Consider the following 26,845-nt stretch of genomic DNA (forward strand, 5'->3'; position numbering starts at 1 on the left):
CGAACGAACAGGGGGATGTCTCTGCGGCAGGATCCGTTATCGAGTGACCGGCGATCCGCGCGTTCACTACTGTCACTGTGACATGTGCCGCCGCGCGACCGGAAGCGCCTTCGCCGTGTTGGCCTGGACGTCCTCCTCCAACCTGTCATGGCTCAGCGAGGAGCCTGCCTATCGCGTATCTTCACCCATCGCCCGGAGGGGATTCTGCCGAGCATGCGGTTCTCCCTTGACCCTTTCCTACGCCGCCGCCGAGGACGAAGTCGCTCTGCATGTCGGAACCTTTGACGATCCTGAAGGTCTGGAACCGCAATACAATTACGGATCCTCGCAGCGGCTTGCCTGGGTTTGCTGTGGCATCGACTTGCCGCATCACGACACGGAAGAGCGATGGTAGCGGAATCCGATCATGAGTTTCCGCTCACTCTGGACACGCCGCCGATGGAAGCCCGGACCGCCGACACGCTGCCCGAGGGCAGCGGCATCTGGCAGTATGAGCCCAAGTGGGATGGCTTTCGCTGCCTTGCCTTCAAAGGAAGAAAGGCGGTCGATCTCAGGGCGAAATCCGGCAAGCCGCTTGGCCGCTATTTTCCCGAACTGACGGCGCTTCTGGGCGAGCTCGAAGCACGGGATTTCGTTGTGGACGGCGAGATCATAATCGAGATCGAAGGACGCGCATCGTTTGACGCGCTGCAGATGCGGCTTCACCCGGCAGAGAGCCGTATCCGGACGCTGAGCAGACAAACGCCTGCGCGGATAGTCCTCTTCGATACCCTTGCCGCGCCCGGAGGCAAGATCGTTCTCGAACTGCCGTTGCGGGAACGACGCGCGGCAACCGAAGATTTTGTCGCCAGGGCGGAGAATGAGGCGCTGCGACTTTCGTCGGCAACCACGAGTATCGCCAACGCCAACAAGTGGCTGCAGGGTGCTGGCCGCGGGTCGACCGACGGGGTCGTCGCCAAGATGCTGGACGAGCCCTATCGGCCAGGCGAGCGTGCGATGGTCAAGGTCAAGCGGCTGCGCACCGCCGACTGCGTGGTTGGCGGGTTCCGCTACCTGAACCGCAAGCGCCAGGTCGGGTCGCTGCTGCTGGGCCTCTATAACGACAATGGCTTGCTCGACCATGTCGGCTTCACCTCGACCATCAGCAATGAAGAGCGGTTGGCGGTCACCGTGAAGCTGGAGGAATTGCGCGGCGGACCCGGCTTCACAGGCAAGGCGCCGGGTGGGCCAAGCCGCTGGAGCACGGAACGCAGCGGCGAATGGGAGCCGGTGCGGCCGGAACTGGTCGTCGAGGTGCGCTTCGACCATATCACCAGCGACCGCTTCCGCCACGGAACCAGGCTTTTGCGCTGGCGGCCCGACAAGGCGCCGCGCCAGTGCACGTTCGAGCAGATGGAGTAGTGGCCTAGCAATCGCGACGATCGTTGTCTGCCATCGCGCATTCACTTTTTGCGCAAGGTTCGCAAAGTAATCGAATAGCGGTGTTCGGTCAGGGGCGGGATGCTGTGCTCCCATTCATCGCGCGCCGGGCCGCTCAAGAGGAAAGCCGACCGCGGCTCGACAATGATTGTCTTGCGGTCCCATTTCGTGCCGTTCTTGCGCCGGAGTCGGAAGCTGCAGGGAGCAAGAAGGGATACGCCGGCCACCGTCTCGAAATGCGGCTTGTCGCGATGCCAGCCGATGCCTGCGCCCGATCGATACTCGTTGATCAGAACCTGTTCGAAAGCGCTTTCCGGCAACCCGACGAAAGTAGCGACTTTGCGCCTTAGCGTCATCAAGAAATCTGGTCTCGGGGGCGCCTCGACCACCGCGCCGATCGTAGTCGTAGCGCAGGCCGAAACCGATCACCTGCCGATTTGCCAGGTGGCCGTGGAAATCGAAGGCTGGAAGGGGAGCCTCTCAAGGTGGCGCAGCAGGTCCGTTTCTTCATCCGCCGCGAAGGTTCCCCTGATAGCGAAACCCTTCTGGCAGGTCATCGGCTGCAGCGAACAGGTCGGGCTGGTAAACATTCATTTTGGATTTTAGAAATGGCATGCACAATAGCTGGTGAAACTGCTCCCTGAGCGCAAGGCCTACGATGCGGCGGATCCGCATACTAACGTTCCCCGTGCCGTGGAGGCCAAGGCGTCATGGTTTGCAGTCGGCGGCCTTGCCTGGCCGCCCTGCCCTTTCGGTTGCCGCCTGAATGGCAAGACGCCCGCAGTACTCAGTGCAGGAGGACGGTCCTCAACCAAGCCAGGAAACGGCTGCCATTGACGGTCCTGCGCACCCTGGCGGCGGCCCATTTGCTTTGCATGGTGGCGCCGACATGACAGCTGCAGACGATTTCGTGCAATTGCCAATCGCTGAGCTCGAAGAAGCGAAGGGCCTCTCCATAGGTGTCGTTCCTAAGTCCCGCGGCTTTCAGCAGCGGATCTTCCAAGGCAACCGAAATTGGCGATCCATCGGCTCGTGCGGCCTGGCGGGCGTCCAGGCGCAGGCGTTCGGTGCCAGCAAGCGCGCCCAGGCATCGGCCGGGATGCCGCTCGAGCAGCTCCGCCCAACGCTCGATCCGTTGCCTCCGGGTCATAACGGGGCTCTGCGCCAGCGGCTTGACGTCGGCGATCGCCTGCAGTTGTGCGAGGGTCTGGTGTTTCATAATTAGCTCCTGTTGATCGAGCATCACCCAAGGGGTTTTCGCGACAAGCCTATCGGTCGGCCAAATAAGTGGCCTCCTCATCGTCACGCTGTCGTCCGCCTAGCGCCGCTGCGACGCTGGCAATAAAGGCGCCCACCACCATGGACAGGGCGCCAAGAAGGGCGAAGGAGGCGCCGGCTTTCCTGGCTGTGTCGGCCGCCTGCTGGGCCTTGATCTTTGCGTCCTTCACCTTGGCCATCATTGCATCTACCCGAGCCTTGGCATCGGCCTGCGGAAGCCCGGTGCGGGCGGCCACGAGTTGCGTCAGATAGGCGCTGTCGTCAGCCGCAAGTTCGCCGCCGTTCGCAGCAGAGGCGAGCAGGATGCGCGACGCCTGCGCGGTCGCTGCAGCTTCGTTCTGCGGATTGGCGTCGACGAGCTTGGTCAGGTCGGCGGGGCGGAATAAGGCATCCACATAGTAGGACGTGCTGTCAAATGCTGAGCTGTCCTTGCTTGCGGCACCGGCCGAAGCCCCGGTCGCGGCGCCCGCGGCCACCGTCGAAACTGCCTGCACTCCAGAACCCAATGCCGCCGAAAGCGCTGAGCCAAGAACTCCCGCAACAAGAAGCGTGGCGAGTGCCCAGGCAAGGAAACCGTGAGCTGTGTCACGGAAGTAGGTTTCATCGGTATGAATCCCCACCCATTTGGTGCGCAACCGACCCGTGAGATATCCACCGACGCCAGATGAAAGCCATTGCACAACCACCAGCCAGACTGCGGTGGACACAGCAAATGTCGTGGCCGACGCGCCAGCAGCGGACCATGGCGAAACCATGCTCAGCCCAAGGCCGGAGCCCAACAATAGGAGCATGACTGTCAGGGTCGAAGCGGCAAAGGCGCCGGCAATGATTGGCCCCCAGTTCACTGCTGAAGATGAGGATTCTGTCGGTGCAGAGGCCTCGGCAGTCACAAGTGTTGCCTGCATCTGAGCCTCCTACCGCGCAAACAGCATGATGAGTATGATGATCGGAATGGGAATGCCGAGCAGCCAGAGCAAGATACCGCGACCCATGGAAGCCTCCTGTGCGTTAGTATGTGATGAACTAACAATGTCGCTGCAGGTCTTCTGTTCCGTTGGCAGTAAGCTGGGTCATTTACAGGCGGCAAAGGCCTTCATGCCCTTCTTGATCGCCCTGCGAGCCTCGTCGGCATTCTGCCATCCCTTGAACTTGATGGTCTTGCCCGTCCCCAGCACGGACGACAGAAAGAACTGCTCGATTTCGCGCCGCAGGTCATCTGGCACACGATCGGTCGCAACCGGCTCATCGGCAGCATCTTCTCTATGGGGACAGAAGACATAGCGGTCGTTGCGCAAGGCCTCGCCACCGGAGTCCTTCTGCTTGACACGCAATGCACCCAACAGGTCGCATTTGATGACGATGCCAGGAGCGGAAGCCGCCTGGTGGATGACCAGCCCGTCGAGGGGATCGCCATCATCGCCCAAGGTCGAAGGGATAAAACCCCAGTCGTAGGGATAAGTCATCCCGGCCGGTAAGGGGCGGACATAACCGAAGGTCCGGGTTGCGCGATCGTAGGCAATCTTCGCCTCCGCGCCACGCGGGGTTTCAATCACCACTCTGACAAGCCCCTTCGTTGTGGTCGGCAGCCTCAGATAATCGGGCATTGCGATGCCTATCGCGCTGGTTCGCTCCGGATGGAACTTCAAGATGCGACGAATGTTCCGAAGGGCAGCGCGAAGGACAGCCGCAGTTCCGCGTCGTTGGGGCGAATGCGCCCAGGCGCCGAGCGGGTTGAAGGGTGCGTCGTCATCGTCGAGCCGGCTGCGTGCTGCCGCGGAACCAAAATTCCAGGAGTCGCTTTTTACCGAATACCGCGGCTGCCGGGCCAACGCGAACGGGTGGAGACATGGCGCTTGAAGGTGCGGCGCGTGCGAATATCGGCATTCGCGTCATGATAGTCACGGTGGTGGCGGTGCCCCTGCTGTTCGCCCTGAGCGGCCTTGCCATTCGCTATGCCGCCTTTGCCTCGGTGTCGGCGGAGTCTGGCTTTGCGGCCTATGCCAAGGCGCTCTGCCGGTGGGACTGCTCCTGGTATATAGACATTTCCGAGAAGGGCTATGAGCGCTTCCCAATTGCGAACGGAAGCAATGTCGGGCGCTGGGGCTTCTTCCCGCTCTATCCGCTCCTGGTGGCGGCGATCCGATCCATCCTGCCCTTCCCTACGATCCTGATCGCGACGATCACGTCGCAGGCGTTGAGCTACGCAGCTTGCCTCGTAGCGTGGCCGCTCCTGGGGAAGAACATGCGCGCCTATGTGCTCTACTGCGCCTTCCTGCTCAGCGGCCCGTTCTCTTTCCATTTCACCACTTTCCTCACCGAACCGCTCTTTGTCCTGCTTACCTCGTGCGTCTTCTTGGCGCTCAAGCGCTCAAACCATCTCGCCGCCGGCGTGGCCACGGCGCTCCTATCGGCAACGCGGCTCGTTGGTGTGCTCGCCGTGTTCGCCACTGTCATTCACTTGTTCGAGGAGTATCGCGCGAAGGGGGGTTCTATCGTCGCCTTTCCCCGCTGGCTGCTCGGCCGGCCGGATCTTCTGGTCGCCATCTTCATCTCGCCCGCCGGTTTGTTCGCCTATATGCTCTTTCTCTATCTCACGGTCGGGGACGGCTTTGCCTTCCTCCACGTTCAGCGTGCCTTCGGGCGCGTGGCGGGCAATCCGCTGCTGTTTCTATGGGACGGCCTGTCCTACCACCCGAATGCCGACTGGCTGCCGACGGCGCCGCAATGGAGCGCAATGACGGCAACGGCTGGCCTGGCGCTGTGCTTGGTGCTCGGGGCTCGCAGGCAATATGGCGCGGCCCTTTTCTGCGCGGTTAGCATCATCTTGCCCTTGACCACGAACCTGGCTTCGATGGTCAGATACGTCGTCGGGCTCGCGCCGCTGACGATGCTGGTAGCCGTCTTGCTGTCAGGATCGAAGCTGACCTTCGTCGCGGCCTTGGCGCTGTTCCTCGCCGCCTGCTACTTCATGACGGTGGCGTGGATCGGAGGCTATCTTGCCCTTGTCTGAAGCGCTGCGTTCCCCTAGGTCCGCTGTGTCGCTTGGCGGCTACGGCCTAGCGGTCGCCCTTGCCTTGTCCGAGTTCGCCATCCTCGCGCTTGCCCTCAGTCCCGACGTCAGCGACGACTATCACGCCTATTACATCGACCGCACGACAACGTGCCTCAACCGCAATGCCATCGGCAGCTATACGCCCGGCCGAACGATATCGTTCCGATCCGATGGCGCCAGACAGACGGCGGATATGAGGGTTTGCGGCTGGTCGGGCCCGGTGGCGGACGGCACCCATTCGCTGGGCGAGACCTCTCGCCTTCGCCTGGCGCTGCCGCCCGTCCGTGGCGGTCTTCTGGCAACGCTGCAGATGGCCGCAGTCAAGCGTCCTCCCCAACTCACACAGAGGGTCGTCATCTCGGCAAATGGCGTAAGGCTGCATCAGGCGACAGTTTCGGGCGCGGCACCGATGACGGTAGCTTTCGTCATTCCCCAGGCAGCCCTGGCCGACACAGGCAGGCTGGAATTGTTCTTCGACTATCCCGACGGCATCGCGCAGAGCCCGGCGGCAAGCAACATATACAATCGGTCGATCAAGCTGATCTCGTTTCGGCTGGATGCGCTTTAGGCGCAAGCGACATTCACTCAGGACGGGTCGCCCCGTCGGTCGGCTTCCCGCCCGGCAAAGACCCAGCGGTCGAGCGCGATAAGATTGAGCGCCGGGATGATCAGGCAGGTCAGCAGGATGGGGACGAAAAGCGGCAGGCCGAGCATCACCGTGAAGAGCGTGGGCGCAGCATAGGCGACGCCAAGGCCGGTCGCGGACAGCAGCAGGAAACGTGGCGCTTCCGAGCGATGCGGTCCGGCCGACATGAAGCTGAAGGACTTGTGCGCCAGGTAGGAAAACAGCGCCGCCGCAGCATAAGCGGCGAGCGAGGCCTGCACCGGCGTGAAGCCGATCCTGTCCGCCCGGGCGAAGACCGCGGCCAGGACGGCGTAAAGAATCGTCGCGGCGATGCCGACCGATCCGAAGCGCGCCAGGAATTTCACGCCGGCGGTGAAACGGTGCTCAGGCATAAGCGACACACGTATACTGCGCTCCGAGCGGCAGGGCGGCGAGCGCACGCTCGACCTTCCTGGCAAAGGGTCTTGCTGAAGGCAGAAGCAGGAAATGCTCGGACCGGATATACCTGAACCCCGCGTCTCGAAGCAGCCGTGCCGCCTCGCCCGCGCCAAGCAAAACGGCGTCCTCGTCGAACGGGCAGCGGAACACTGCGATACGCGTCAGCGGATTGTAGGGATTGTGCTCGATGATGCAGGCGACGCCGCCCTGCCGCAGGACACGCCTCATCTCATGGAAAAAATTGGGCCGAGAAGCGGGCGGCACGTGGTGGACGACGCAACTGGCGAAGGCCAGGTCGAAGGCGCCGTCTTGGTAAGGCAGGCGATCCGTGGTGCAGGCGGTGTAGGCGATATGCGGGTTGTCGCGGCGGGCACGCGCGAGCGATTTCTGCGAGACGTCGCAGCCGTCAAGACGATCAAAGGCGCCATCGAGATAGGGATGGAGCGCGCCGACACCGCAGCCCACATCGAGCCCGCGCACGTCCGCGCCGCCCTGGCGAAGGCACCGCTCGCCGACCAGGCGCCGCAAAAGGTCGGCCTTGGCGGCGAGGAAGAAGTCATGCTGTAGGCCGGAGAACCGGATCGAGCCTTCAACCACCTCGCCGTAGCTGGCGTCATAGCTGTCGAAGTGTTCGGACATCAGCGGGAACCCGGTTCTCTGCCTTGCTAAACGATGCCCGCCGCTCGCCCGAGGCGACGCGCACCGAGCGATTAAAGCCGGTCAGCCTTTCAATCACGTAGAGGGGTCGGCGTTTGACTTCGGCATGGATGCTGCCGACGTAAAGCCCGACCACGCCCGTCATGAAAAGATTGATGCCGCAGAGCAGCGACACTATCACCACGGTCGAAGTCCAGCCGGCTATGACGCCCGCCTGAAAGAGCCAGGCAAAGGTAGCGTAAGCCCCGAACAACACGGCAAGGGCTGAAATGGCCAATCCCGCCCAAAGCGCCAGACGCAGCGGTTTCTCCGAGAAGCCGATGATGCCGTGGAGCGCGAGATGCAGCATCTTCCAGAACGGGTATTTGGTCTCGCCCAGCGTGCGCGCCGGTCGCTCGAAGGGGACCGCCGCCTGTTTGAAGCCCATCCAGCCGAACATGCCCCTGACGAAGCGGTCGTGCTCCGGCATGCATTTGAAGGTCTCCAGCGCCTTGCGGCCGACCAGGCGGAAGTCGCCGACATCGCGCGGAATGTCGACCGGGGTCATCTTCTCCAGCAGGCGGTAGAAGAGGCTCGCTGACAAACGCTTGAACCAGGATTCACCCTGTCGTCTGGTGCGCCTTGCATAGACGATCTCGAAGCCTTCCTTCCACTTCGCCACCAAGTCGAGAACTACTTCCGGGGGATCTTGCAGATCGGCATCCATGACGATGACGGCCTCGCCCGCCGCCGCCTCCATGCCGGCCGTGATGGCGATCTGGTGTCCGAAGTTGCGGGAAAACTCGATCAGCCGGAAGCTCGGCTCGGCGGCGACCACGCGCCGAAGGTATTTCACGCTTCCGTCGAGGCTTCCATCGTCGACGAAGATGACCTCGGTCTCTGCGTCCAGTTGATCCACCAGCAGGTTAATTCTCTCGACCAGCCGGGGCAGCACCTCTTCCTCATTGTAGATCGGCAGCACTAATGAGTAGCGCGGGCACTGCACGTTCACGCGCGTCCGAATGCCCTGCATCACAGCGTCTCGCATGCGGTTGAAAATGGAACACTCGCCACAAAGTTCCAAAGGTCTATCAGAAATCGCTAATTTGCCGACCTTTCGGGATCAGCCAATGATTTCAACCGGCCAGCCGGCCCTCGCAGTGCTCGACCGCTCGGAAGATCGCCTCGTAAACACTGCCAATTTCCTCATGTATTTCGTGGATCGGAACGCCCTCGATAAAGGCGGCTGAGCGGGGTCTGTCCCTAGTTCAAGCCAACTAGTTTCAAAAGGCCAAGGAACGCCTGATGCGCCAAACCAGCTGAACCGTCAGCTAAACTATGGCTCAGCCGCTGTCTAAAGCTTGACCGCCGGTTCCCGTCCCCAAAGACGATCCGGCAGGATTGATCGGCGGATCAAACCTCGGCCTGCGTTCTCGCATTTCAACGTGCTTCAGCTTCGTTGGAAGGCGCAAAATACTCGTCATTCCGCTCCTAGGCCTCAGCTTGGCGCGGCTCGTCGAACCAAATATTTACGCGGTCGCAAGCGCCCTGAACACTGCGCGCCATGGAGACGTTGGAGGGTCTGAACCCGACGAGGCCGGCAATGGTTTCCCATCGACCGGCCATATGCCCTTCCCCGCGCAACCCGCTCGTTGTCTATGGTTTGTCGGCCTCCGACAAGCGCTCGCGAACTGCTTCCTCGGTGTTGTCGGCTGTCGATCTCACCACCTTGCCGAGTTTGCTCATCACCGTGCCAGACGAACCATCGGAGCTCTGTCGGGCAGCCTCCTCCTTGATTGCGCCATAAGCCTCGGCCGCAACCTCCTTCGCCTGTTCGACGCCTTGATCGAGAACCTTCTCCGCATTGTCGCGAAGTTTCTGGCTGTAGCCGCCAAGCACCTCGTCTTCCGTATCCGTGTGTGGCAGCATTGCGCCGATAGCAGTTCCCACCACCAGGCCGACCGCGGCGACGGCCAGCGGTTCGCTCTGCAAGAGATCCTGCATCGGCCGCCCCATCCGCACCGCGCCGGACCTCACTCCAGCGGCCGTGCCTGACAGTGTGTCTCTGGCGTCGTTTGCAATACCGGAAACGGCGTCGGCTACACCGCTCGCGGTGGAAACAATTGAGTGTGTGACGCCGGAAAGTTGGGAAGTTTGTTCTGTCGTGCTCGGTCGGGAATCAGCTCCCTGGCTCCCTTGCCAATCATAGTCAGATTCGGCGTTCCGACTACCGCGCTCGCGAGCAGCCGAACTGCCAGAACCGAGAAGATCACTTAGGTCATCGGCCGATGGACCCTTACCGAACATCAGCCAGGCCAAGCCGGCACCGACCATGGTAACCGGCAGCGGGTTGTCTCGGACCTGTGTCCTGAGGTTATCGAGCATCGAGGAGAAATCGCCTCCCGCAAACGTTCCGGTGAACTCATCGATCAATTGACCCGGGGTCATCTTGTGGCGGATCGAATCCGCCGTGTCCGTCAATTTTGCGCGCGCGATGTCAGCATCGCGTTCGAGCTCGGCTGCAGATTTGTCGTTCATCTCAACTGTTCCTTGATCACGCGCGCGTCGCGCTTGAGTTGGTCTTGAGTGCGGTCGGGAGTCAGTTCGGAAACCGTCATGCCAGCCATGCCGTTGCGCAAAAGAGTGACGCCAAGCAGGGCGACGATGACGCCGACCAGCAGTGAAGACCATCCCGCGCCCAGCCCTGCGCTCGCCAAAGCGATCACCAGAGCCTGCAGCAGCACCAGCAAGGCGGCCAGGAGGCAGATCGCGCCTCCCAGAATCTCGACAGCGCCGGCGCCAGCCTTGCTTGCCTTCTCCGAAATTTCGGCCCGCAACAGCCTGCCCTCAGCCTGCAACAAGGTTGTCACTTGCTGCGCGAGCTCGCTGACGAGCGTGGCCAAGCTTCGGGTGTCGTGAGCGTTGCTCATGGTTTCTCCTCCAGGTTGGGACGCCAATCGTGGGCCTGCGTGGTGCGGGAGGGTTGGTCAGATTGGTCTCCGGAGCCAGCCGCAGCCGAGTGGTGCGAACGCGAGTTGGAATCGCCGGACAGTCTTCCATCCGAAGCCGTGCGGCGAGACGGCGGCGAGCTTTTGATGAAACGCCCAAGAGCCACGCCGGCCAGCACAGAACCGGCTAGCAACGCACCCGAATTTTCGCGGCCGAACGATTGGATTTCGCCAAGCACATCCTTGAACGGCCTGTCTTTCAAGGATGTGGAGAGACGTTCCAGTCCGCCAGCGGCATCGAGCGCGAACTTCGATGCGGCCTGCTGTTTGTTATTGGCCAGATGGTCGCTCGCCGCGCGCAGCGCTCCACCAAGGGACTTCAAGTCGGCACAGATGTCGCGCTGCGCATCTTCCGCCTTCTCGTAAAGAGCCTGCTTCGCCTCCGAACCGTAGTCGCCGGCCATTCGGGTGAGTTCGTCGCGAGCGTCGTGCAATATCTCGCTGGCGCCCTGCGTTTCTTGCTTGAGCCTGTCGGTTAATTCGCCTTTGGCTGTTTCGAAATCGGCCGTCACACGGCCATGATTGTCTTCGCCCCGCATGGGTGCCTCCTAGTGGAATCCGAGGAAGGATAGGATCGCAAGCACGACGACGATCAGGCCGATTAGATAAATGACACCGTTCATGACGCATCCTCCTACATGCAATACGAACCTCGACGACGGCATCATGTTCCACCGAGGCTCAATCTTTCTCGATCGGTAATCGTCGTTGAGAGCTGGGTAGTTGAAGGCGGGCTGGGCCCCAGAAAAATCAGTGTTGCAAGGCCTTGATCGAAAGCTGGAAGGCATCGCAAGGCGGGAAGGCAGCGTCTCGTTCAAGAATCCAGAAGAGCTGTCAGAGAAATTGTGGGGGAGCCAACTCCGGTGCGACAAACCTATAGCGATAGAAATCTTGCCGCCGCCTGGTCGACATATGCGAATGAATAGCTTGGACTGATCTCCGAGACACGAGGCCTCGCTGGAACATGCGTCAAAGTCGAAAGTTCTTGCTGATGGCAAATCACCCAAACATGAGCGTGCTAACCTCGATCGGCAACTTGACCTCACGTCCCGCAGCCTTCCTGGTGTTGTTGGCTTATTCCATTCTTTGGATGGTTTTCGACCGGCAAAGTTTGAATTGGCATGGGGCGGCTACCCTCGTCACCTGGGCCATGACGCTGTTCATCCAGCGAGCAGAGCATCGCGACACACAGGCAATCCATGCGAAGCTGGCTGAAATGTTGCGATCAAATAACTCGGCTTCGAACATCACCCGAATTGAAGATCAGGAACCTGAGGAAATCGAAAAGCATCGCGTCCGCAAACACCAGGGAGATTGACGTGCGGCCTTCTGGTCTCGCGGCAGTGCTGGCAGGCGGAAAACCGCGCGGGTTCGATCGAGGGTTCGCACGCTTGCTGAAGTGTCTGAGCTATGTGGGCGTTGCGATGATCGCTATTTGGTTGGTGGCGGATCACCTTCCTGGAACGCTACGCCGTCCTAAGCATTGCATGGGAACAGGAGATGTCCCATGCCCACTTTCCGCTTCGAGGCGGTCCAACTCGGCAAGACCAAGATAGTCGAGGAGGAGCTCTCCAGCGCCGATCTGGCCAGCCCGAGAGCGCTGGAAATGGCTCACGCCGCCCTCGTGGCCGAGGACCCCGCCGGCGCTGCCCAATCGGGCTCGAGCATCAAGGTCTACGATGAGGCAGGCTATCTGGTGGCGACCGTCAATTTTTCCGATGTAGTGCGTGATATTCCTGGACTGCGCTCCTCCAGCAGTAAGGCACCTGGCGAAGAGCCCGGTGTCATGCGTTCGGGTTGAGCAATTCGAAGAACCAAGAGTCAGCGAACCCTGCTGAGCTCGCGACTGTGTTTTCTGCGCTCCATGCTGCGGGCGTTTTGACGAGCAACTCTTAGTTCGGGAAGTGTCGGCTGCCACCAGCCCCTTGAACGTTCGTGCGCTCCTGGCGGACTGCGTGCGGGCCATGTCCTGACCAGTTCGGACAGCGTGGCCGAACGCCACCTGCCCCAGATGTAGTCGGCGTTTGCGCACGCCGCGTTTGGATAGGAGGCCGTCAAATCACGCGCCTCGACGAGTTCGCCGGACACTTCGTTAAAAACGACAATGCCATATTGTTCTGTCGCAACCGGCTTACCCACAGGCGGTAAATGTTCAACTGGCAGTGGATAGCGACGACGCCGGCGTTCGGCATTCCGCAGTCGAGCGACCTTGTCACCTTCAGAGTTTTTGGCAGCGTCTCGTCGTCGCTTCCTTTCTTCGGGTTCGGCCTGTTGGGCAGCCTTTTCGATTCTGGGCCAACGGCGTCGTAGCTCCTCAAAAGAACGGAACGGCACTCGCCAGGCCCGCAATTCCTCGTCCCAACTTGCCCAGGGAACTGTTCGCAGTTCCTCGAAAACCGTCTTCGAATACGGCGTTCGAATACGGAGGTCGTCGGACACCTCCAGGTATGGGCTTGATATTGGATCAAAGGCGAAGGCGTCGCGTCCTTTGCTGTCGCCGTGAATGGCCAGCATTGCTGCCTCTTTTGCCAGCCAACGGTCGATCCGGCCGGTGGCTGTCTTTCCGGGGACGAACCAGCTCTTGCGCTCGTCGCTCCACCTCGCTCGCGGAAAAGCCTGTCGGAACCGCTCGACGGCCATCCTGTCGAAGGGAAAGCGCGCTTCGGCACCGGGAGTTTGCGGCTCTTGTGGCATGGGACTAGCGTCCGATTTTTGACCTCATGCGGGGGACGGTTCCATGCATTGAACGCTGGCCGAGCCAGTAGGTTCACGAACTTCAAACGATCCTGCGGCACTCGAGGACAAGTGTAGCCGCACGTATGCATGCTCTGCGAAGCGCGGTGAAACCTTCCCCACATTCGGCGGTTAACTCCGAAGCCCATGCCGAGACGCGATGAAACGGGGACAGCGCCTACGCGGCCGAGAAAACCTCGTTCTCGTCCGCTGAAAGGCGCGGACGCAGAGGTGAAACATATCGTGGGCTGAGGGAAGGAGCCGGCGGAACGTCGACGCGGCCTGCCTGGCGATCCTGACGATACTCACAGCCGCTATATCGAGGCCGAGGTGGATGGGCTTGTCGTTGGCTGCCTCTATTTGCCCAACGGCAACCCAGCGCCGGGCCCAAAGTTCGACTACAAGCTTCGGTGGTTCAACCGCCTGGCCAGCTACGCGCGGCTGTTGTCGTCCCAACTGCGATCGATGCGGCGGTGCCGAGACGATGGCTAGGCGACGCCGTCTACTTTCCGGAAAGTCGGCAGGCCTACGCCAACATGCTTGAGTGCGGTTGGCTCGATGCCATCCGGCGCATCCATCCCGAGAAGGGCATCTGCACCTACTGGAACTTTTCCTTCAGGGGTGGTTTCGATAGAAGCTCAGGCCTCCGGATGGACCATCTTCTCATCAGCCCTTCGCTTTCGAAGGCTACGTGACGCCGGCGTCGATGCTGAGTTGCGCGGTGGGAAAAGCCAAGCGATCATGCACCAGCTTGGGTCCAACTCGATTGATAACGGCGGCACGCCGACAGCAAGGATGACCTAGCTTTGGCAAAGCGGCACAGACGTAGCCGCGCAGGCGGTGCTAGCTCAGCCCTCGGATCGCTGGTCCGTTGAGCACCGCGCCATCCGGCGCGAATTGGGAGCCGTGGCACGGACAATCCCAGCACTGCTCGGTAGAATTCCAGTGCACGATACAGCCGAGATGGCTGCAGCTTGCTGAATGCGTGTGCAGCTTGCCGTCGCGGTCGCGGCACACGGCGAGCTTGCTCAGGCCGTCGTGAATAACGCCCCCTTCCCCGGACTTGAGGTCCTCGGCCGACTTGACTTGTCCGGGCAGCAGATATTCGGCAAAGTTCTTCACCGCCGTGAGGTTCTCGCTGAGATAGTTCGCAAAGGCCGCGGGCGGCGTCCTGTCGGGCGCATAGACGGCTTCCCAAGAATTCGAGCCCTTGACGACCAGGTCCCTGATCAACAGCCCGGCCAACGCTCCGTGCGTTATGCCCTGACCGGAATCTCCGGTGGCGACGAAGACGTTTTTGCTTCCGGGGCTCCTGCCGATGAAGCCGCAATAGTCAATCGTGTCGAGGACCTGACCAGACCATCTCGCCGTTTCACCGCCTAGATCGGGGACCAACGCCCTGATCCAGGCTTCGAGGGCGGCGAAGCGTGCATCGCCGTCATCCGCTTCGCCTGATTTGTGATCACGACCCCCGACTATGAGATAGTTGGTTTTGCCGGAGCCAGGATTGAGACGGACATAATAGTAAGGGTCGTCCATGTCCCAGTAGAGTGCGTCCGAAAGAAGTCGCTTGGTGATCTCGAAGGCCATCGCATAGGTGCGGTAGGGCGCCATCTTGCTGTGGATCTTGACCCAGGTGTTGATCGGGGAATTCGTAGCAAACACCGCGTTGGAGGCCATGATGGCGCCTCGCTCACATTTCAGGCGAACCTGATCGCCTTCCTCGATGTCGGTGACGGCGCTGTTGGCGAATGCCCTGCCGCCACGCTTCTCGAAATCCGCCAGGATAGCGCGAAGATATTTCAGCGGGTGGAAGGTGGCTTGATTGGGATAGCGCACGACGGGCGCGGATTCATGGCCGTTGAGCGGAACCCCCTTGCTGCGCTCCACGATAGCGCCGACCTTGATCGCGGCGGCATACTCTTTGTCACATTGTTTGGCGGCTTCTTCATCATCCATCCACGCGGCCGGGAAAAGAAACCCATCCAGCCGCCGAAAATCGCAGTCGATCGCCAGGTTGCCGACAAGCTCTTCGATGCGGTCGACGGCGGCTTGCTGACTTTCCTGAAATCCGCGCGCCAGCTCTTCGCCGCGCATCTCCACCAGTGCCCCCAGGCCGTCGTCGCAGACGGGCGCCAAATGGGCGGTCGTGCGAGAGGTCATGCCGCCGAGCAAGGGGCCGCGATCCACGAGCACAACGTTGCGACCGGCCAGGACGAGCTCATAGGCGATCGAAACCCCTGCGATACCGGCGCCAACCACGGCCACGTCGCAGTGCTCGTCCTGTTGCAAGCGAGGAGCGGTAGGGAACTTGGTGTCAAGCATCCAAACGGATTTGGTCGCCTCGCCGCTGACGTTCATGACTCACTCTTTGACGTAAGCGCCTGGTCGGCGACCTGCCTTGGGCGCCTTTGCATCTTTCGAATGTTCCGAGATGGCAGGACCGGCTCCAGACGTCTTTTCTGTTGCTGGACTCGGGGTCGCCTCTTTCCCTGGATTCTGGCGGGCGGACCGTTGGGGGCTGTCTTCCCCTTGACCGGCTGGCCTCGTCAGGCCGATCCCGCTCGGCGGCTTCTTGTTGCCCGCCGCATCTTGCGAGAAATCATCCGACGGGTCGGCGTCTTTCATTGCCGGATATTTTGTGGCACCCGTTTCGCGACGGTTTTCATCGCCTGTCATAGCTCAGTGCTCCTGAGATGAAGATCATGAGGATCAACCCGCTGATCAGCGGCAAGTTCCCTTATGCCGACTTGCGGGTTACCTTTGACTTGGGACCTGCTTTGATGCCTTCCTTGGCAAGGCTCTTGCGCAGCACCGACGCGAGGTCGACGACGTTCTCTTTAGGCCTTGGTGCCGGTTTCGGCGGCTTCTTGCCCTTGCGCTTTGCGTCGATCATTGCAACGAGCGCATCCTCGTAGGTGTCCTCGAATTTCGATGGATCGAATTTGGTCACCTTCTTGTCGATCAGCAGGCCGGCGATCTCGAGCAGGTCCTGATCATATTTAGGACTCTTCAGATCGTCGAAGACGGTCTTTTCCGGGATCATTTCGTCATGGGTGCGCAGCTCTGTAAGCAGCATGCCTTTGCCGAAGGGTTGAATCACCACTTCCCGCCCGCGCTGGTAAAGCACCACACAGGATCTGGCCGCTACGCGCTTTTTTGCCATGGCTTCTCGCAGCACCGAAAACGCTTCGACAGCCGCGCCATCGGCAGGGATGACGTAGTAAGGTTTTTCCAAATAACGCGTGTCGATGTCGTCGAGAGCAACGAATTCCTCGACCTCCAGGGTGTGGGCGAACGTCAGCTTGAGCTTTTTGATGTCGTCGGGCGGAACTTCGATGAATTCCCCCTTTTCGACCTCGTATCCCTTCGTCTGGTCTTCTGCCTCGACGATGTCGCCGGTCTCCTCATCGACGTAGGCGCTCTTTACCGGAAGACCGTCCTTCCGGTTGAGAATCTTGAAATGGATTTTCGAGGCTTCGCTGGTCGCGCCGACCAGCTTCACGCCGCAGGAGACCGAACCAACTTTCAGGAAGCCTTTCCAAACCGCCCGCGGCGCCGCCATTGTTGTTGCCTCGTTTTTCTGGAGCTCTACCGAAATACTCAGCAGCCGGAGAGGTTCCAAACCGCCGGTATTAGACTTGGCAGCCTCGCGAGGACAATGATCAAAACAGACATGGGATAGTGTGCCGACAATGCAGCACCAGCGATCAATTCGCGGCGGACTCAGCTTAGCAGCCTTCCGCCATCAGGGATCGCACCATGGGGACCACAACTGGATCGTAGGGACTTTTTCGGTTCTGCTGTAGTTGATGGTGACGAGCGCGGCACGGAGTCATTGCAGACGGCAATGGCACGGACATATCGGATCTGGCCATTGTTGATGCCCGAGTAACTGGCCCATCGCGGCGTGACGCGCCGATACGTCAGCTTCCAGCCGGCCTTTTCGTCCTCAACCATCCGATGCTCGATCTCGGCCCGAAAACTGGCCTGGCCGAGCCTAGCGCCCCACACGGCGAGAAAGGCTTCTTTGCGCCCTGAAAAGCCGCCCCGGTCCGAGCGCTGGGTCAAGACAAAGCCTGGGGGCACATCGAATGTGAAGCCAAACTGCCTGACCCCGAAGGCTGACACGCTTGCGCCTGGAGAAGCGTGCTGAAAAATAGGATCGATACGAAACTCAGCAGAAAGCGATCATCGGCGTGATTAGCGCCGCCTTATATAGCGTCCAGACGGAACAAGGTCGCTGACGAGAAAAAAGTTTGCGCCTGAGGCTGTTAAAGATGGCGCGAGGGGTCACCGGGAAGGAAGTCGCCTATCCAGTGGGACGGGACAAGGCGGTGAATTAGGTCAGCTCGATTAAATGCCTGATGACGTCATCGGTTTTGACGGGCTTCACAAGACGCTGAACGCCAGAAAATTCGCTTGGGACAATGGTCCGGTCATATCCGGTGACGAATATGAACGGGATACCGTGCGCCTTCAATTCGACCGCGACGGCGAAGGTCGCGGCACCACCCAGCTTTATGTCAACCGTGGCGCATTCGACGTCCTCGCTGGCGATTTTCCTCGAAGCATCTTGAGGATTGGCCACCGGACCAATTACCCTGCCGCCAGCTTCCCTGATCGCCTCTTCGAGTTCGGCTGCGATCAGATACTCGTCCTCGACGACAAGGACCCTGCGTCCCTGCAGGGGCGCTGCCGGCTTGAATTGGCCTGAATTAATGGAAACGACAGAACATAACATCGACGCCCCTTTTGGGTTGTCGGGTCACGAAGATAGCCTATACCTGTTGGGGGATTTGCGAGTCATTTGGTGAGAACCGAATAGCCCGGCTGCTCAGCAGCATGACCGAGCGACAGGACCGGTGCCGGGCTATCCAGTAAAGCCCGTTGCAGGGGTTGGTTGGCAACGGGATTTTCGACATGGTACGCGTGATAGGCGGCGCAGTTCCCGACAATTTTAGACTTGGGGGCTGTCAACCTACGTCCATTTGAGGGGCGCCCGTTCCCTGTGCACTGCGCCTTGTCTGGACAAAGTCGCATATGAGGAGGGGGCGAGCCGCGCTCGCATGGAAAACCGGAACTGGGCCGTAGGCAACGCGTTGATCGGCAGTTGCGTGGGGTCGAGTGATGAGTGACCTTTGAGAGTTATCTGGGAAGAGGTGGCGAACTCCTCCCTGCGCTGACCAATCGGAAAAGAAGCCAAGCCGATGCCCTACCGGGCGATGCTCCACACTTCCCAAATGACCTGGAGCCAGTGATCCGGTCGCCTATAGTGCGGGTAATCCAATAAGTGCCGCTGTCGTGTTCGGTCAATCATTTCGACACCAAGCAGCTCGTTTTCCCTGATCCTAAAGGCGGTCGTTTTCAGCCACGCCGTCGAGTTACCGCTGTCTGATTACCGGTGGCCATAGATTCGAGCACAACCGTTCCCCGACCTCGGAGTGGGCGTGCAGGAATTGTGGCGGGCGGGCGCAGGGGGCGGCCGAGGCTGATTCCAAATCACGAAATATTTCCGTCGGAACAGAGCGCGAGGGCCACAGTTGAGTATGGTTAGGAAAAACTTACCAACAAGGCAGGAGAAGAACATGGCCAATCAAGGCGGAAATCGCGAACAGCATGTGAAGGCAGGACAGCAGAGCCGGAAAAACACCGGGGATGAGGATCGGCGCCGCGGCAGCGGCGGCGAGCAGCAGCGCGACGACGACAGGCGGGGTCAGCAGCAGGCCGATGACAAGCAACGCGGTGGCCAACAGCGCGGCGGCAGCGGCAACTTTGCTGACGACCGCGAGAAGGCTTCGGAAGCCGGTCGCAAAGGTGGTCAGTCTTGAGAGAGGAAGCGGCGCTCCCAGGCGCCGCTTCTTCTTAGCCATTCAGAAGGAGAAAACGCAATGCCGACGAAATCGGAAAACGGTTTGGAAACCCTGTTTGTGGATGGTCTGAAGGACCTCTATTACGCGGAAAAGAAGATCCTGAAGACATTGCCGAAGCTGGCGAAGGCCGCACAATCCGAACAGGTAGGCGCTGCATTCGAGAAACATCGGATGGAAACAGAACGCCAGGTAGAACGGCTCGAACAGGTTTTCGAGCAACTCGGCAAACCTGCCAGAGGCAAGACGTGTCCGGCCATCGACGGCATTCTGGAAGAAGGCTCGGAGATTCTCGAGGAGTATAAGGGGGCGCCCGCCCTCGATGCCGGCCTTGTAGGTGCCGCACAGTCGGTTGAGCATTATGAGATTGCCCGCTACGGGACGCTCATCGCCTGGGCGGAACAACTCGGCATGAAGGATGCCCTCCCGCTGTTGCGCGAAACCCTCAAAGAAGAGACGGCGACCGACGAAGCGCTCAGCGCTTTGGGCGAGAGCGATGCCAACGAGCGCGCCCTGCAAGCGGCCTGACCACCCTCGACAGCGGCTCCGGCGCTTGTCCGGAGCCGCATGGTGCTACGATGAACATACCGATGCCACCCAACCTCCCGATTGAACAACCAGCTAGTGTGATGTTACCGGCAGCATCGGCGGCCGAAGCCGTCTCGGAACGTCAACGATGCATAATGATCCTGCAGGAACGAGCGCGCGCCTTTGAACGACTAAAACTGTTCAATGTTTCACGCGCTCTGTCGTCAGTTGCTGAAGAGATAGCAACCGCTGACATCAGGAGGAAAATCTCATGACTGACGACAAGAGCAAACGTGACTATCACGACCGCGACCGCGTGTCGGGGGATGAAGAATACGAGGTAGGCTACCTCGCCAGCAGGTTCGGTCTAACGATCCCGGAGGTTCGCGAGCTTATCAGGAAGCACGGGAATGACCGCGGGACGCTGGAGCGCGCAGCCGAACAGCTCGGCAACAGGTAGATGGCCATCGACTTTGCAAAATGACCAAGCTTTCCGATCTAGGGCCGCCGATTACCGGCGCGCGACACGGCAGTCAGCCGGCTAGCGAAGGCGACCATTTTGTGTGCGGTCAAGCGGTCGGCTGGCGCGATCTGCGGCAAGTCATTTGGCATGAGCAGCCCAAACACCGGCGGTTGGATGTCGACTCCTAAGTGCCAGTCGGGTGTCAAGCCTAGGTCTTCTTCACAGGCTTCGGCTCAGTGGCTTGTTTTGCTTCGCGCAAATCCTTCAACCTTCTGGTCCTTTCAGCGCGCGCCGCTGCCTCCATCTTGATAATTTCACGCGCAGCCCTACTCGTTCGGTCTATTCGTTGGTCTAGTTCTGAATGGGTCTTTGCTGTCATCGTCATCCCAGGCGGCCACGGCCGCATCATATTGCACAAACGAAGCCCGCACCGGGAGGGACCGGAGCGGGCTCCATTTCGGGCTAGCTGCCCGAGGCGGCGCCACGGAGTTGTGATCTGGAATGCGCCGCCAACATGAAAACCGCGAGGCGGCCGCATTGTTCCGGCATGAAAAAGCCCGCGCTACGGAGGAACCGATAACGCGGGCCGGCTGATGTTTTTGCCCCACCAGCCTACGCCGAACTCCAAGCAGCCTCATCCGACGCAAGGGCCTAACTATTCGAACCCGCTAATGTTCCGAGCGCCCAGCCCGGAATCTTCCGGAACAGGGTCTCAGCCCCGGGGATCACCGGAAATATCCTGATGTGGGGTGCCATGATAGCGCGGTGCTTTTTATTGCCCTATTGATCATTCTCACGTTCGGACCGCCTGCCGCGGGATCGTAGGAGCATGAGGGCCGCATGCGCGCGGCGTTAACAGCATATGGCTTTCGTGGCCGCCTGCGTTATCTAATCGATTGGAAATCCGCAGTGGCGTCGTGCGCTTAGCCCAATATGCCGGCCCTCTTTTCGTTATAGGGCTGCTTGAGTTCGCCCACCATTTTAGCAAGTTCTGAGAACGGCGGAATCTCGGTTTCCGACTGAGCCAAGTTAGCCAACTGAAGCAGTCTCAGCGGAAAACACACAGCATCGCGATTTGACGGGGACATATCCTCGTAAAGCCGTGCGTCGTCCAACAGCGAATCCTCGGCATGTTGTAGGGCGCTGTCAATTTCGTCGATCGAAAGAACTCCCTTGTGAACCAGGAGATTGTTGATTGACGCAACGGACATGAGAAGGCCTTCAAGTTGCAAGTTGGCGACGTTCATCAGGTTTTCCTCCCAGATCGCCGAAAAGGTTTACAGCAGACCCTGTAGGGAGAAAACTGGGTTCAGGGAGAGATGTTCCCGGGAAAGCGAATTAATCTCGGCTGGCATTGCCTTGGTCGGAACGGAGCAACATGCCAGCCTCCTTTGCCGCAGCTTCGAAGGCTTTGCGTATGACCTGCGGGTCGATTGGATCGCCCTCCAGAGCTGACAGGCAAAGGATCATTGCCTTGTGCCATCCGGGGCCCCGCTTCGACCACTTGACGAGTTGCTCGGCCGCTTCCTGGACGTGGTTAACTTCATAACGCCTGTCCGGCCGGCCCGCTTGCACATAGACCGGAGAATAGAAGCGCCGCCTTGCCAGCGTGTGATTGAGCCTGCCGGCCTTGCCGGGGAGCAGCGCGCTCATACCTGAGAATGGACGCCGCGAATTTCTTGCGCGACCGCCTTCAGCGCCCTGGCTACCGGGAACATTTTCTTTCGCTCAAAATGTAAGGCCTGCAGGTCGGCTATGTCGGCGCAGCGCTTGCGTTCCAAGCCGGCTTCTACCGCGGCTGGCTGAATTTGTGTCGCTTCCATGGTGACACTCTTCCTTCTAGAAACCCTCGGAAAACAAAACTCGGCAAGCGCGCAAAAGTTGCCGGAAATCGCGATCCTGATCGGGTGGGAACTGGTGCCCTAAACCAACGTTTGTTGCGCAGCATCATCCAAGGTTTGTGTCATGGAAAAGACGTTCAATCGAATGGCGGAAGTAGTTGCTCACGCCACAGGCAGGCCGTGGGCCTTCGCGCTTTGCTTGGGATCGGTTTTGACCTGGGCGGCCACAGGCCCAGTGTTTCAATACTCGGAGACCTGGCAACTGGTCATCAACACCGGAACCACCATCGTTACCTTTCTGATGGTCTTCTTGATTCAGAACACACAGAACCGCGATGGCGCCGCCATCCAGGCAAAGCTCGATGAGTTGATCCGGTCCGGCCAAGGCAAGAACGACTTTATCGGCATCGAGCATCTGACGGAGGAGGAGGTCGAAAAGTTCCGGACAGCGTGTGCCCAGGCCAAGCAAAGGAAACTGTCAGGAGATTTGTAGACTACGCGATTGCGAAGAAGCCGACGCGCGTCCTTCTCCGCGGTATCCCTGTGGCCGTGCAATCGCACCAGGCATGCGCTGGAACTTCATCTCTGGATGCACATTGAGCTGCAGGCGTGCGCATCAGCTAGGAGGCGCCCGCGTGGCCATATACACCAGATAAGCGGGGTTCATCCATGCAACTGGTTCGGACTGATGTCGGCGAGGCCATCGGGCACAATGGGCAGCCGGTCCTGCGCGTTTCGTTCTGTGGTGAGGGCGGCGAGCGAGTTAGCCTCGAACGCGGAGCCTCTTGCGGGCGATGCCGAGCTCCGCGCAATCGGTCGGGCCAAAGCGTTGCTAGTGCAGATCGCCACGTTTGATCGCGGCAGCATTGGCTTGGCGTGCCAATTCAGCGTCGGAAACGTTCATCTCGCTGACAGGCACAGATAACTGACTCAGGAGTCGTTTTGAGAGCCTTCTTTCGCAACAACGGGTTGACCATCGCTCTGGTCGCGATGTTCCTGTTTAGTGTGCTGGGCATGGTCTGGTCTGGCCAGGCTGCCAACAATGAGGAGCTGCGGGAGCACGGGGCGCCAGCTATCGGGCTGGTGGCATACCTGGAGAGCGGTGAGTTTCTCTCGGCCCTGTTCGAAAACTGGGAAAGCGAATTCCTGCAGATGTCGGCCTATGTGATGCTGACTGCGATGCTTTTTCAGCGCGGCTCAGCAGAATCCCGTAATCCCGTGGATCCGCATAGACCAAAGGACGAACTCGGCCTCGCGACCCGGAGGCGAAGGCCGATTTGGTCGTGGCTCTATTCCTACTCGCTGGGCATTGCTCTGGCCGTTCTGTTTATCGTCTCCTTTGCCCTCCACTGGTGGGGAAGCTTGGCGGCCGCAAACGAAGCAGCGCTCCGCCATGGGGAACAGCCTCAATCTCTGGCAGCCTATCTTCTCAACGCTCGGCTGTGGTTCGAATCCTTCCAGAACTGGCAGTCGGAATTCCTGTCTACGGCGGTCCTGGTTTTGCTTTCCATCTTCCTCCGACACAAGGGCTCCCCGGAATCGAAGCCGGTGAATGCGGCAAATTCCGACACGGGTGAGTAGAAAGCGGGGCGATACTAACTGGTTCCCGAACAACCCGAGGCGGGGAGCGGGTGGAAAGAATAGGCGGTCAGCTCATTGTTCAAAGCTCGCCGGCAAAAGGTACGGCCATGCGCATCACATTGCCCTCGCAGGCGGTTTGAACGTCATGAGCATTGCGCCCGAACAAACGCCAACCGCCAGCGCATGCTGGCGCGGCGAGGGCGGTTGCGGGACGCCGCTGTACGGCTGTGGTGGCCTTGCCGGTGAAGGGCTGCACATTGCGGGCTATCAATCTTCGTGATCACCGGCGTATCGCCCTTGCGGAGGAACTTCAGGGCGCGGTCCATTTTCCTTTTCGACCCCCACTTTACGGCACACTCTGAAATAGGAATTGCAATGCCAAGCCCGAGAATTGACCAGCCTAGAATTGTAATTCCTGCGATCGTCAGAGGTATGGCTATGCCAAGAAGGCGCCACGAGGACTCCCAACCCCGCCAACTCACGGGCCGATCCAGCTTTAGGCCAGCTCCCATAAGGGCGACGATCACAACGAACTCTGTGAGACGCTCGGTTAGTATCCGGTTCTCCAGTGGGTTTACCCCTACGAGAGGAGAGAATGGTGACCAAACCCAAAGAACCCCGATCCCGATGCAAAGCATTGGCAACGAAAGCGGAAGCTTTCGGAGCAGTAAAGGTAGCCAGGCCGTAAGGAGCACGATTGCTCCAAAAACTGCCAAGAGGAGAGCATAGGACTGCATGTGGGGTTAGGGCGTTGAACGCATGCTCAAGGCGCCAAGCTGCTGCGAGCCCGAGCAGAAACAGGCTCCCCTCCTCACCCAACGTTCGACCCTCATGTCTTCCCCCGCCCCTTGGCTCGACCGAAGTTTATCGTAACACTGGCCTGGAGCCGCTATCCGAGACCACTTTCTACTGATGCAGACGTTGTGCTCCATGACTTCTCGTGGAATATCCGCCACGTAACTTTGCTCGCAGCTTCGCTGCTGGCAGTGCGAGCAGCCTAGTCTTCACCAAAACGCTCGACCGCCAGTCATCGCCAAAAAGGCGCTCAGCGCGCGAGCCTATTTTCTGTTCACCCTCCTCTTTTCTGTTCACCCTCCTCGGCTTGTAGATCATAAGTTCCTGGTTTCGGCGCATATCGCCATTTCGGATCAATGACGAATGCACACCGCCCACCCACAGGTGGCCGCGAAGGATAGAAGCCAGGATCGCAGATGTGCCCGCATTAAGAGCGGTTAGTCTAACCGCCACAAACCTAGCAGTTCGCCTCAGTCTGCGGATCACACGCCTTCTTTTCTTGCTTCTGTGGCTTGGGTTTCACCGCCTGCTCCGGCTGCTGCTGCTCGGCGGCGGGTTGCTCCTTGGCCTTTTTCTGCGGCTTGGCCGCCTGCTCGGGCTCGCCCTGCTGCTGCTCGGCGGCGGGCTGCTCCTTGGCCTTTTTCTGCGGCTTTGCCGCCTGCTCGGGCTCGCCCTGCTGCTGCTCGGCGGCGGGCTGCTCCTTGGCCTTTTTCTGCGGCTTTGCCGCCTGCTCGGGCTCGGCCTGCTGCTGCTCGGCGGCGGGCTGCTCCTTGGCCTTTTTCTGCGGCTTGGCCGCCTGCTCGGGCTCGACCTGCTGCTGCTCGGCCGCAGGCTGTTCCTTGGCCTTTTTCTGCGGCTTGGCCGCCTGCTCGGGCTCGACCTGCTGCTGCTCGGCCGCAGGCTGTTCCTGCGTCTTTTTCTGCGGCTTGGCCGCCTGCTCGGGCTCGGCCTGTTCGGTCGTGGCAGCGCCTTCGGTCGGCTTCGATTTCCGGCCAGCCTGAACCTTCTTCACCTCCTCAATATCTTTGATCTCAGCTGGTTTGGCATCGGCATCGGCTTTCACCTCGCCTTCAAAGACCCTGACCGTATTGTTTTCCAATTTGCCAGACTGCTCGGGCGCGTCGGTCTTGCTGACCTTGACGACAGTCACCTCCTGGTTCGTCTCTTTCTCGATCACATCAACATCTATGACTTTGTTGATCACCACGTTGTTATGGATCGTCACATCGCCAACCGGCTCAGCCGCCTCGACAATGCGCACAATTTCCGGCTCATCACGGATAACGACGACAGAAATGTCCGCCGCAAGGAATCCGCGTGTGGGGACAACGACCCAGTAAAAATCCGGCGTCGCGTCGAAGGTCACCTCGATTGAAATCAAATCCGGATCACGACGCGGCGGTAGCGGAGCCCAAATCATGTGCTGCCTGTCACGACGCCAACTCACCCAGGCTGGCGCCCAACGAGTGCCCGGGACCCAGTACCAACCGATGTCGTCGGCATAGCCCCACCGGCCGTAATGGTACGTCGCCCAGCCGAATGGCTCGTCGGATACCCAGAGCCAGCCATACTGCTCGGTATAGACCCAGTGTCCAAGGGTATATGGACGCCAACCGTCAGGTACATCAGCCGGTACGAAAACGGCCGCTCCGTGGTACGAAACCCAATCACCATGGGAAGAAAGGTCCTGGTAGAATGTGCTGATTGAAACGTCGGTGGCAGCCCCTGCCTCGGACACGAGCGACAATGGCGTAATCGGGTTGGGAATCTCGACGATGGTGAGCAGACCGGCGGTTACGCCGCCCAGCATCAGTCGTACCGCATTTTGGGCAAGGACGCGTTTCATCCCAGTTTCCTCCGAAACAGATCGCCCTTCATCTTTGAAACCCGCCGGCTGTCGGATTGTTCCACTTTGCCAGCGTTGCCCGTATCCGCTCACGGCTTGGCATCCCAAACGCCCTAGCCAGCCTCCTTGTTGCTGCGAGGGAGGGAAGGTGCAAACTCGGGTAGCCTTTTCTGGCCTTCGAAAGGGCAGCGCGAAAGCAACTCATGGTTCAATCTGTGGGGCGGGTTCCGGCTCGCAAGATGTATGATCAGCTTGTCAGATCGCTATCCGGCGAGGACATCCGCGTCAGCCACATTGCAGCGCCCGGAACTAAAGGAGTACCCCGCGGTTCTCTTGGAAGGACAGCTAACCATGAGGATGCGGCAGTATGGTTGAACTTGTGGTTTTGGAACAGGCCGTCGCCAGGCAACGCTTGAAGCGAGCAGAAAAATCTCCCAAACAGGCAGAGGCAATGGTCGGCGAGATCTGCGGCCTCGCGGTTAGCCTCGCCCTTTGCGCCCGTATGCGGAGCCGCCAACGGCTCGCAGCCAGAAGGCGACTGCCGAAGGCCGTCCCGCCGACAAATGCACACTGAGGAGAGCAGTCGCGATGTTATTTGCACCTCTCAACATGGATGGCCGAAAGCGAAGCGCCATCTACCACGCAGCACGGCTTTCGATGCTGCACGAGCGGCTAGCCAAGAAGCTCGAACAGGTGGACCATGCAGCCGATCCGGTTGAACAGGCGGCGGCC

At 60.0% G+C, this 26,845-nt stretch carries 29 protein-coding genes and 2 pseudogenes; 13 read left to right on the forward strand and 18 right to left on the reverse strand.

Annotated features, from left to right (window positions below):
• The first annotated feature begins 43 nt into the window (after window positions 1-43).
• Both EJ073_RS14160 and EJ073_RS14165 read left to right on the forward strand, forming a co-directional pair.
• Window positions 44-394: a GFA family protein gene (locus tag EJ073_RS14160; protein ID WP_245455590.1), complete on the forward strand. Its 351-nt coding sequence runs from the start codon at window positions 44-46 to the stop codon at window positions 392-394.
• On the forward strand, window positions 388-1,401 hold the full coding sequence (locus EJ073_RS14165; RefSeq protein ID WP_126056281.1) for an ATP-dependent DNA ligase: 1,014 nt from the start codon (window positions 388-390) through the stop codon (window positions 1,399-1,401). Before EJ073_RS14160 ends, EJ073_RS14165 begins: the two co-directional genes overlap by 7 nt.
• Window positions 1,402-1,442: 41 nt before the next feature.
• Here EJ073_RS14165 and EJ073_RS32115 read toward each other — a convergent pair whose 3' ends face one another.
• The 4 genes from EJ073_RS32115 to EJ073_RS14185 form a co-directional block, all read right to left on the reverse strand.
• Complete coding sequence (locus EJ073_RS32115) at window positions 1,443-1,808, reverse strand: alpha-ketoglutarate-dependent dioxygenase AlkB (RefSeq protein WP_245455592.1); 366 nt, start codon at window positions 1,806-1,808, stop codon at window positions 1,443-1,445.
• A gap of 398 nt (window positions 1,809-2,206) precedes the next feature.
• Window positions 2,207-2,638: a hypothetical protein gene (locus EJ073_RS14175; RefSeq protein ID WP_126056282.1), complete on the reverse strand. Its 432-nt coding sequence runs from the start codon at window positions 2,636-2,638 to the stop codon at window positions 2,207-2,209.
• Window positions 2,639-2,687: 49 nt separating this feature from the next.
• Window positions 2,688-3,602: a hypothetical protein gene (locus tag EJ073_RS14180; RefSeq protein WP_126056283.1), complete on the reverse strand. Its 915-nt coding sequence runs from the start codon at window positions 3,600-3,602 to the stop codon at window positions 2,688-2,690.
• Window positions 3,603-3,767: 165 nt separating this feature from the next.
• The gene (locus EJ073_RS14185) at window positions 3,768-4,301 is read right to left on the reverse strand and encodes an inorganic diphosphatase (protein ID WP_126056284.1); all 534 of its coding nucleotides are present in this window, start codon (window positions 4,299-4,301) and stop codon (window positions 3,768-3,770) included.
• A 242-nt stretch (window positions 4,302-4,543) separates the two neighbouring features.
• Between EJ073_RS14185 and EJ073_RS14190 the strand changes: the two genes are divergently transcribed.
• Together EJ073_RS14190 and EJ073_RS14195 are read left to right on the forward strand one after the other, a co-directional pair.
• Window positions 4,544-5,707 carry a hypothetical protein gene (locus EJ073_RS14190; RefSeq protein ID WP_126056285.1) on the forward strand — a complete coding sequence of 388 codons (1,164 nt, stop codon included), beginning with the start codon at window positions 4,544-4,546 and terminating at the stop codon, window positions 5,705-5,707.
• Window positions 5,694-6,317, forward strand: coding sequence for a hypothetical protein (locus tag EJ073_RS14195; RefSeq protein WP_126056286.1), 624 nt, complete (start codon window positions 5,694-5,696; stop codon window positions 6,315-6,317). Before EJ073_RS14190 ends, EJ073_RS14195 begins: the two co-directional genes overlap by 14 nt.
• A 17-nt stretch (window positions 6,318-6,334) precedes the next feature.
• Here the strand turns inward: EJ073_RS14195 and EJ073_RS14200 are convergent, their stop codons facing one another.
• From EJ073_RS14200 to EJ073_RS14225, 6 genes are all read right to left on the reverse strand, one after another.
• Window positions 6,335-6,766 (reverse strand): GtrA family protein, encoded by a 432-nt coding sequence (locus EJ073_RS14200; protein ID WP_126056287.1) that lies wholly within the window; start codon window positions 6,764-6,766, stop codon window positions 6,335-6,337.
• The gene (locus EJ073_RS14205; RefSeq protein ID WP_126056288.1) at window positions 6,759-7,451 is read right to left on the reverse strand and encodes a class I SAM-dependent methyltransferase; all 693 of its coding nucleotides are present in this window, start codon (window positions 7,449-7,451) and stop codon (window positions 6,759-6,761) included. The genes EJ073_RS14200 and EJ073_RS14205 overlap by 8 nt, the downstream gene beginning before the upstream one ends.
• Complete coding sequence (locus EJ073_RS14210) at window positions 7,426-8,481, reverse strand: glycosyltransferase family 2 protein (RefSeq protein ID WP_126056289.1); 1,056 nt, start codon at window positions 8,479-8,481, stop codon at window positions 7,426-7,428. The genes EJ073_RS14205 and EJ073_RS14210 overlap by 26 nt, the downstream gene beginning before the upstream one ends.
• A gap of 623 nt (window positions 8,482-9,104) precedes the next feature.
• Entirely contained in the window at window positions 9,105-9,986 is an 882-nt protein-coding gene (locus EJ073_RS14215) for a DUF3618 domain-containing protein (protein WP_126056290.1), read from the reverse strand.
• Window positions 9,983-10,378, reverse strand: coding sequence for a phage holin family protein (locus tag EJ073_RS14220; protein ID WP_126056291.1), 396 nt, complete (start codon window positions 10,376-10,378; stop codon window positions 9,983-9,985). Before EJ073_RS14220 ends, EJ073_RS14215 begins: the two co-directional genes overlap by 4 nt.
• Entirely contained in the window at window positions 10,375-10,995 is a 621-nt protein-coding gene (locus EJ073_RS14225) for a hypothetical protein (protein WP_189375211.1), read from the reverse strand. Before EJ073_RS14225 ends, EJ073_RS14220 begins: the two co-directional genes overlap by 4 nt.
• Window positions 10,996-11,465: 470 nt before the next feature.
• On the opposite strand from EJ073_RS14225, the gene EJ073_RS14235 reads away from it, so the two are divergent.
• Window positions 11,466-11,774: a low affinity iron permease family protein gene (locus tag EJ073_RS14235; protein WP_245455594.1), complete on the forward strand. Its 309-nt coding sequence runs from the start codon at window positions 11,466-11,468 to the stop codon at window positions 11,772-11,774.
• 189 nt (window positions 11,775-11,963) lie between these two features.
• The gene (locus EJ073_RS14240) at window positions 11,964-12,257 is read left to right on the forward strand and encodes a hypothetical protein (protein WP_126056293.1); all 294 of its coding nucleotides are present in this window, start codon (window positions 11,964-11,966) and stop codon (window positions 12,255-12,257) included.
• Between the two features lie 20 nt (window positions 12,258-12,277).
• Here the strand turns inward: EJ073_RS14240 and EJ073_RS14245 are convergent, their stop codons facing one another.
• The gene (locus tag EJ073_RS14245) at window positions 12,278-13,150 is read right to left on the reverse strand and encodes a hypothetical protein (protein WP_126056294.1); all 873 of its coding nucleotides are present in this window, start codon (window positions 13,148-13,150) and stop codon (window positions 12,278-12,280) included.
• A 312-nt stretch (window positions 13,151-13,462) separates the two neighbouring features.
• Between EJ073_RS14245 and EJ073_RS32120 the strand changes: the two are divergent.
• Window positions 13,463-13,893, forward strand: a pseudogene (locus tag EJ073_RS32120) (exodeoxyribonuclease III); the annotation flags it as partial.
• 139 nt (window positions 13,894-14,032) lie between these two features.
• Here EJ073_RS32120 and EJ073_RS14255 read toward each other — a convergent pair.
• The 3 genes from EJ073_RS14255 to EJ073_RS14265 all read right to left on the reverse strand — a co-directional run bounded on the left by EJ073_RS14255 (window position 14,033) and on the right by EJ073_RS14265 (window position 16,754).
• A complete protein-coding gene (locus EJ073_RS14255) occupies window positions 14,033-15,550 on the reverse strand; it encodes an FAD-dependent oxidoreductase (RefSeq protein WP_126056295.1) in 1,518 nt (505 codons plus the stop codon).
• A gap of 3 nt (window positions 15,551-15,553) precedes the next feature.
• On the reverse strand, window positions 15,554-15,868 hold the full coding sequence (locus EJ073_RS14260; protein WP_126056296.1) for a hypothetical protein: 315 nt from the start codon (window positions 15,866-15,868) through the stop codon (window positions 15,554-15,556).
• A gap of 61 nt (window positions 15,869-15,929) precedes the next feature.
• On the reverse strand, window positions 15,930-16,754 hold the full coding sequence (locus tag EJ073_RS14265; RefSeq protein ID WP_126056297.1) for a Ku protein: 825 nt from the start codon (window positions 16,752-16,754) through the stop codon (window positions 15,930-15,932).
• Window positions 16,755-17,549: 795 nt separating this feature from the next.
• Here EJ073_RS14265 and EJ073_RS32125 point away from each other — a divergent pair.
• The 4 genes and pseudogenes from EJ073_RS32125 (at window position 17,550) to EJ073_RS14290 (ending at window position 20,047) form a co-directional block, all read left to right on the forward strand.
• Window positions 17,550-17,906: a hypothetical protein gene (locus EJ073_RS32125; RefSeq protein ID WP_245455596.1), complete on the forward strand. Its 357-nt coding sequence runs from the start codon at window positions 17,550-17,552 to the stop codon at window positions 17,904-17,906.
• A 1,033-nt stretch (window positions 17,907-18,939) separates the two neighbouring features.
• A pseudogene (locus tag EJ073_RS32130) lies at window positions 18,940-19,014 on the forward strand (KGG domain-containing protein); the annotation flags it as partial.
• 66 nt (window positions 19,015-19,080) lie between these two features.
• Complete coding sequence (locus EJ073_RS14285; protein ID WP_126056300.1) at window positions 19,081-19,587, forward strand: ferritin-like domain-containing protein; 507 nt, start codon at window positions 19,081-19,083, stop codon at window positions 19,585-19,587.
• Window positions 19,588-19,858: 271 nt separating this feature from the next.
• Entirely contained in the window at window positions 19,859-20,047 is a 189-nt protein-coding gene (locus tag EJ073_RS14290; protein ID WP_126056301.1) for a DUF3606 domain-containing protein, read from the forward strand.
• A gap of 926 nt (window positions 20,048-20,973) precedes the next feature.
• Here EJ073_RS14290 and EJ073_RS14295 read toward each other — a convergent pair.
• The 3 genes from EJ073_RS14295 to EJ073_RS31555 all read right to left on the reverse strand — a co-directional run bounded on the left by EJ073_RS14295 (window position 20,974) and on the right by EJ073_RS31555 (window position 21,873).
• Window positions 20,974-21,297, reverse strand: a complete 324-nt coding sequence (locus EJ073_RS14295) for a hypothetical protein (RefSeq protein WP_126056302.1) — start codon at window positions 21,295-21,297, stop codon at window positions 20,974-20,976.
• A gap of 91 nt (window positions 21,298-21,388) precedes the next feature.
• A complete protein-coding gene (locus tag EJ073_RS14300) occupies window positions 21,389-21,703 on the reverse strand; it encodes a DUF982 domain-containing protein (protein ID WP_126056303.1) in 315 nt (104 codons plus the stop codon).
• A complete protein-coding gene (locus EJ073_RS31555; RefSeq protein ID WP_189362920.1) occupies window positions 21,700-21,873 on the reverse strand; it encodes a hypothetical protein in 174 nt (57 codons plus the stop codon). The genes EJ073_RS14300 and EJ073_RS31555 overlap by 4 nt, the downstream gene beginning before the upstream one ends.
• Before the next feature lie 142 nt (window positions 21,874-22,015).
• On the opposite strand from EJ073_RS31555, the gene EJ073_RS14305 reads away from it, so the two are divergent.
• Both EJ073_RS14305 and EJ073_RS14310 read left to right on the forward strand, forming a co-directional pair.
• Window positions 22,016-22,384 carry a low affinity iron permease family protein gene (locus EJ073_RS14305; protein WP_126056304.1) on the forward strand — a complete coding sequence of 123 codons (369 nt, stop codon included), beginning with the start codon at window positions 22,016-22,018 and terminating at the stop codon, window positions 22,382-22,384.
• 497 nt (window positions 22,385-22,881) lie between these two features.
• Window positions 22,882-23,472, forward strand: a complete 591-nt coding sequence (locus EJ073_RS14310; RefSeq protein WP_210211295.1) for a DUF6766 family protein — start codon at window positions 22,882-22,884, stop codon at window positions 23,470-23,472.
• Between the two features lie 1,252 nt (window positions 23,473-24,724).
• Here EJ073_RS14310 and EJ073_RS14320 read toward each other — a convergent pair.
• Entirely contained in the window at window positions 24,725-26,113 is a 1,389-nt protein-coding gene (locus EJ073_RS14320; RefSeq protein WP_126056306.1) for a DUF6600 domain-containing protein, read from the reverse strand.
• Between the last annotated feature and the right edge of the window lie 732 nt (window positions 26,114-26,845).

It is taken from the genome of Mesorhizobium sp. M4B.F.Ca.ET.058.02.1.1, assembly GCF_003952505.1.
GTDB lineage: Bacteria > Pseudomonadota > Alphaproteobacteria > Rhizobiales > Rhizobiaceae > Mesorhizobium.

Bases quoted from the DNA above. Each gene is read 5' to 3' on its own strand.
- EJ073_RS14320 (WP_126056306.1), bottom strand. From the start codon at position 26,113: ATGAAACGCGTCCTTGCCCAAAATGCGGTACGACTGATGCTGGGCGGC.
- EJ073_RS14245 (WP_126056294.1), bottom strand. From the start codon at position 13,150: ATGCCACAAGAGCCGCAAACTCCCGGTGCCGAAGCGCGCTTTCCCTTC.
- EJ073_RS14265 (WP_126056297.1), bottom strand. From the start codon at position 16,754: ATGGCGGCGCCGCGGGCGGTTTGGAAAGGCTTCCTGAAAGTTGGTTCG.
- EJ073_RS14205 (WP_126056288.1), bottom strand. From the start codon at position 7,451: ATGTCCGAACACTTCGACAGCTATGACGCCAGCTACGGCGAGGTGGTT.
- EJ073_RS14165 (WP_126056281.1), top strand. From the start codon at position 388: ATGGTAGCGGAATCCGATCATGAGTTTCCGCTCACTCTGGACACGCCG.
- EJ073_RS14295 (WP_126056302.1), bottom strand. From the start codon at position 21,297: ATGAACGTCGCCAACTTGCAACTTGAAGGCCTTCTCATGTCCGTTGCG.
- EJ073_RS14215 (WP_126056290.1), bottom strand. From the start codon at position 9,986: ATGAACGACAAATCTGCAGCCGAGCTCGAACGCGATGCTGACATCGCG.
- EJ073_RS14305 (WP_126056304.1), top strand. From the start codon at position 22,016: ATGGAAAAGACGTTCAATCGAATGGCGGAAGTAGTTGCTCACGCCACA.
- EJ073_RS14200 (WP_126056287.1), bottom strand. From the start codon at position 6,766: ATGCCTGAGCACCGTTTCACCGCCGGCGTGAAATTCCTGGCGCGCTTC.
- EJ073_RS14255 (WP_126056295.1), bottom strand. From the start codon at position 15,550: ATGAACGTCAGCGGCGAGGCGACCAAATCCGTTTGGATGCTTGACACC.
- EJ073_RS14180 (WP_126056283.1), bottom strand. From the start codon at position 3,602: ATGCAGGCAACACTTGTGACTGCCGAGGCCTCTGCACCGACAGAATCC.
- EJ073_RS14290 (WP_126056301.1), top strand. From the start codon at position 19,859: ATGACTGACGACAAGAGCAAACGTGACTATCACGACCGCGACCGCGTG.
- EJ073_RS14175 (WP_126056282.1), bottom strand. From the start codon at position 2,638: ATGAAACACCAGACCCTCGCACAACTGCAGGCGATCGCCGACGTCAAG.
- EJ073_RS32125 (WP_245455596.1), top strand. From the start codon at position 17,550: ATGCCTGATGACGTCATCGGTTTTGACGGGCTTCACAAGACGCTGAAC.
- EJ073_RS14310 (WP_210211295.1), top strand. From the start codon at position 22,882: ATGTTCCTGTTTAGTGTGCTGGGCATGGTCTGGTCTGGCCAGGCTGCC.
- EJ073_RS14240 (WP_126056293.1), top strand. From the start codon at position 11,964: ATGCCCACTTTCCGCTTCGAGGCGGTCCAACTCGGCAAGACCAAGATA.
- EJ073_RS14220 (WP_126056291.1), bottom strand. From the start codon at position 10,378: ATGAGCAACGCTCACGACACCCGAAGCTTGGCCACGCTCGTCAGCGAG.
- EJ073_RS14185 (WP_126056284.1), bottom strand. From the start codon at position 4,301: ATGCCCGATTATCTGAGGCTGCCGACCACAACGAAGGGGCTTGTCAGA.
- EJ073_RS14285 (WP_126056300.1), top strand. From the start codon at position 19,081: ATGCCGACGAAATCGGAAAACGGTTTGGAAACCCTGTTTGTGGATGGT.
- EJ073_RS14210 (WP_126056289.1), bottom strand. From the start codon at position 8,481: ATGCAGGGCATTCGGACGCGCGTGAACGTGCAGTGCCCGCGCTACTCA.
- EJ073_RS14190 (WP_126056285.1), top strand. From the start codon at position 4,544: ATGGCGCTTGAAGGTGCGGCGCGTGCGAATATCGGCATTCGCGTCATG.
- EJ073_RS14235 (WP_245455594.1), top strand. From the start codon at position 11,466: ATGAGCGTGCTAACCTCGATCGGCAACTTGACCTCACGTCCCGCAGCC.
- EJ073_RS31555 (WP_189362920.1), bottom strand. From the start codon at position 21,873: ATGGAAGCGACACAAATTCAGCCAGCCGCGGTAGAAGCCGGCTTGGAA.
- EJ073_RS14300 (WP_126056303.1), bottom strand. From the start codon at position 21,703: ATGAGCGCGCTGCTCCCCGGCAAGGCCGGCAGGCTCAATCACACGCTG.
- EJ073_RS14260 (WP_126056296.1), bottom strand. From the start codon at position 15,868: ATGACAGGCGATGAAAACCGTCGCGAAACGGGTGCCACAAAATATCCG.
- EJ073_RS14225 (WP_189375211.1), bottom strand. From the start codon at position 10,995: ATGCGGGGCGAAGACAATCATGGCCGTGTGACGGCCGATTTCGAAACA.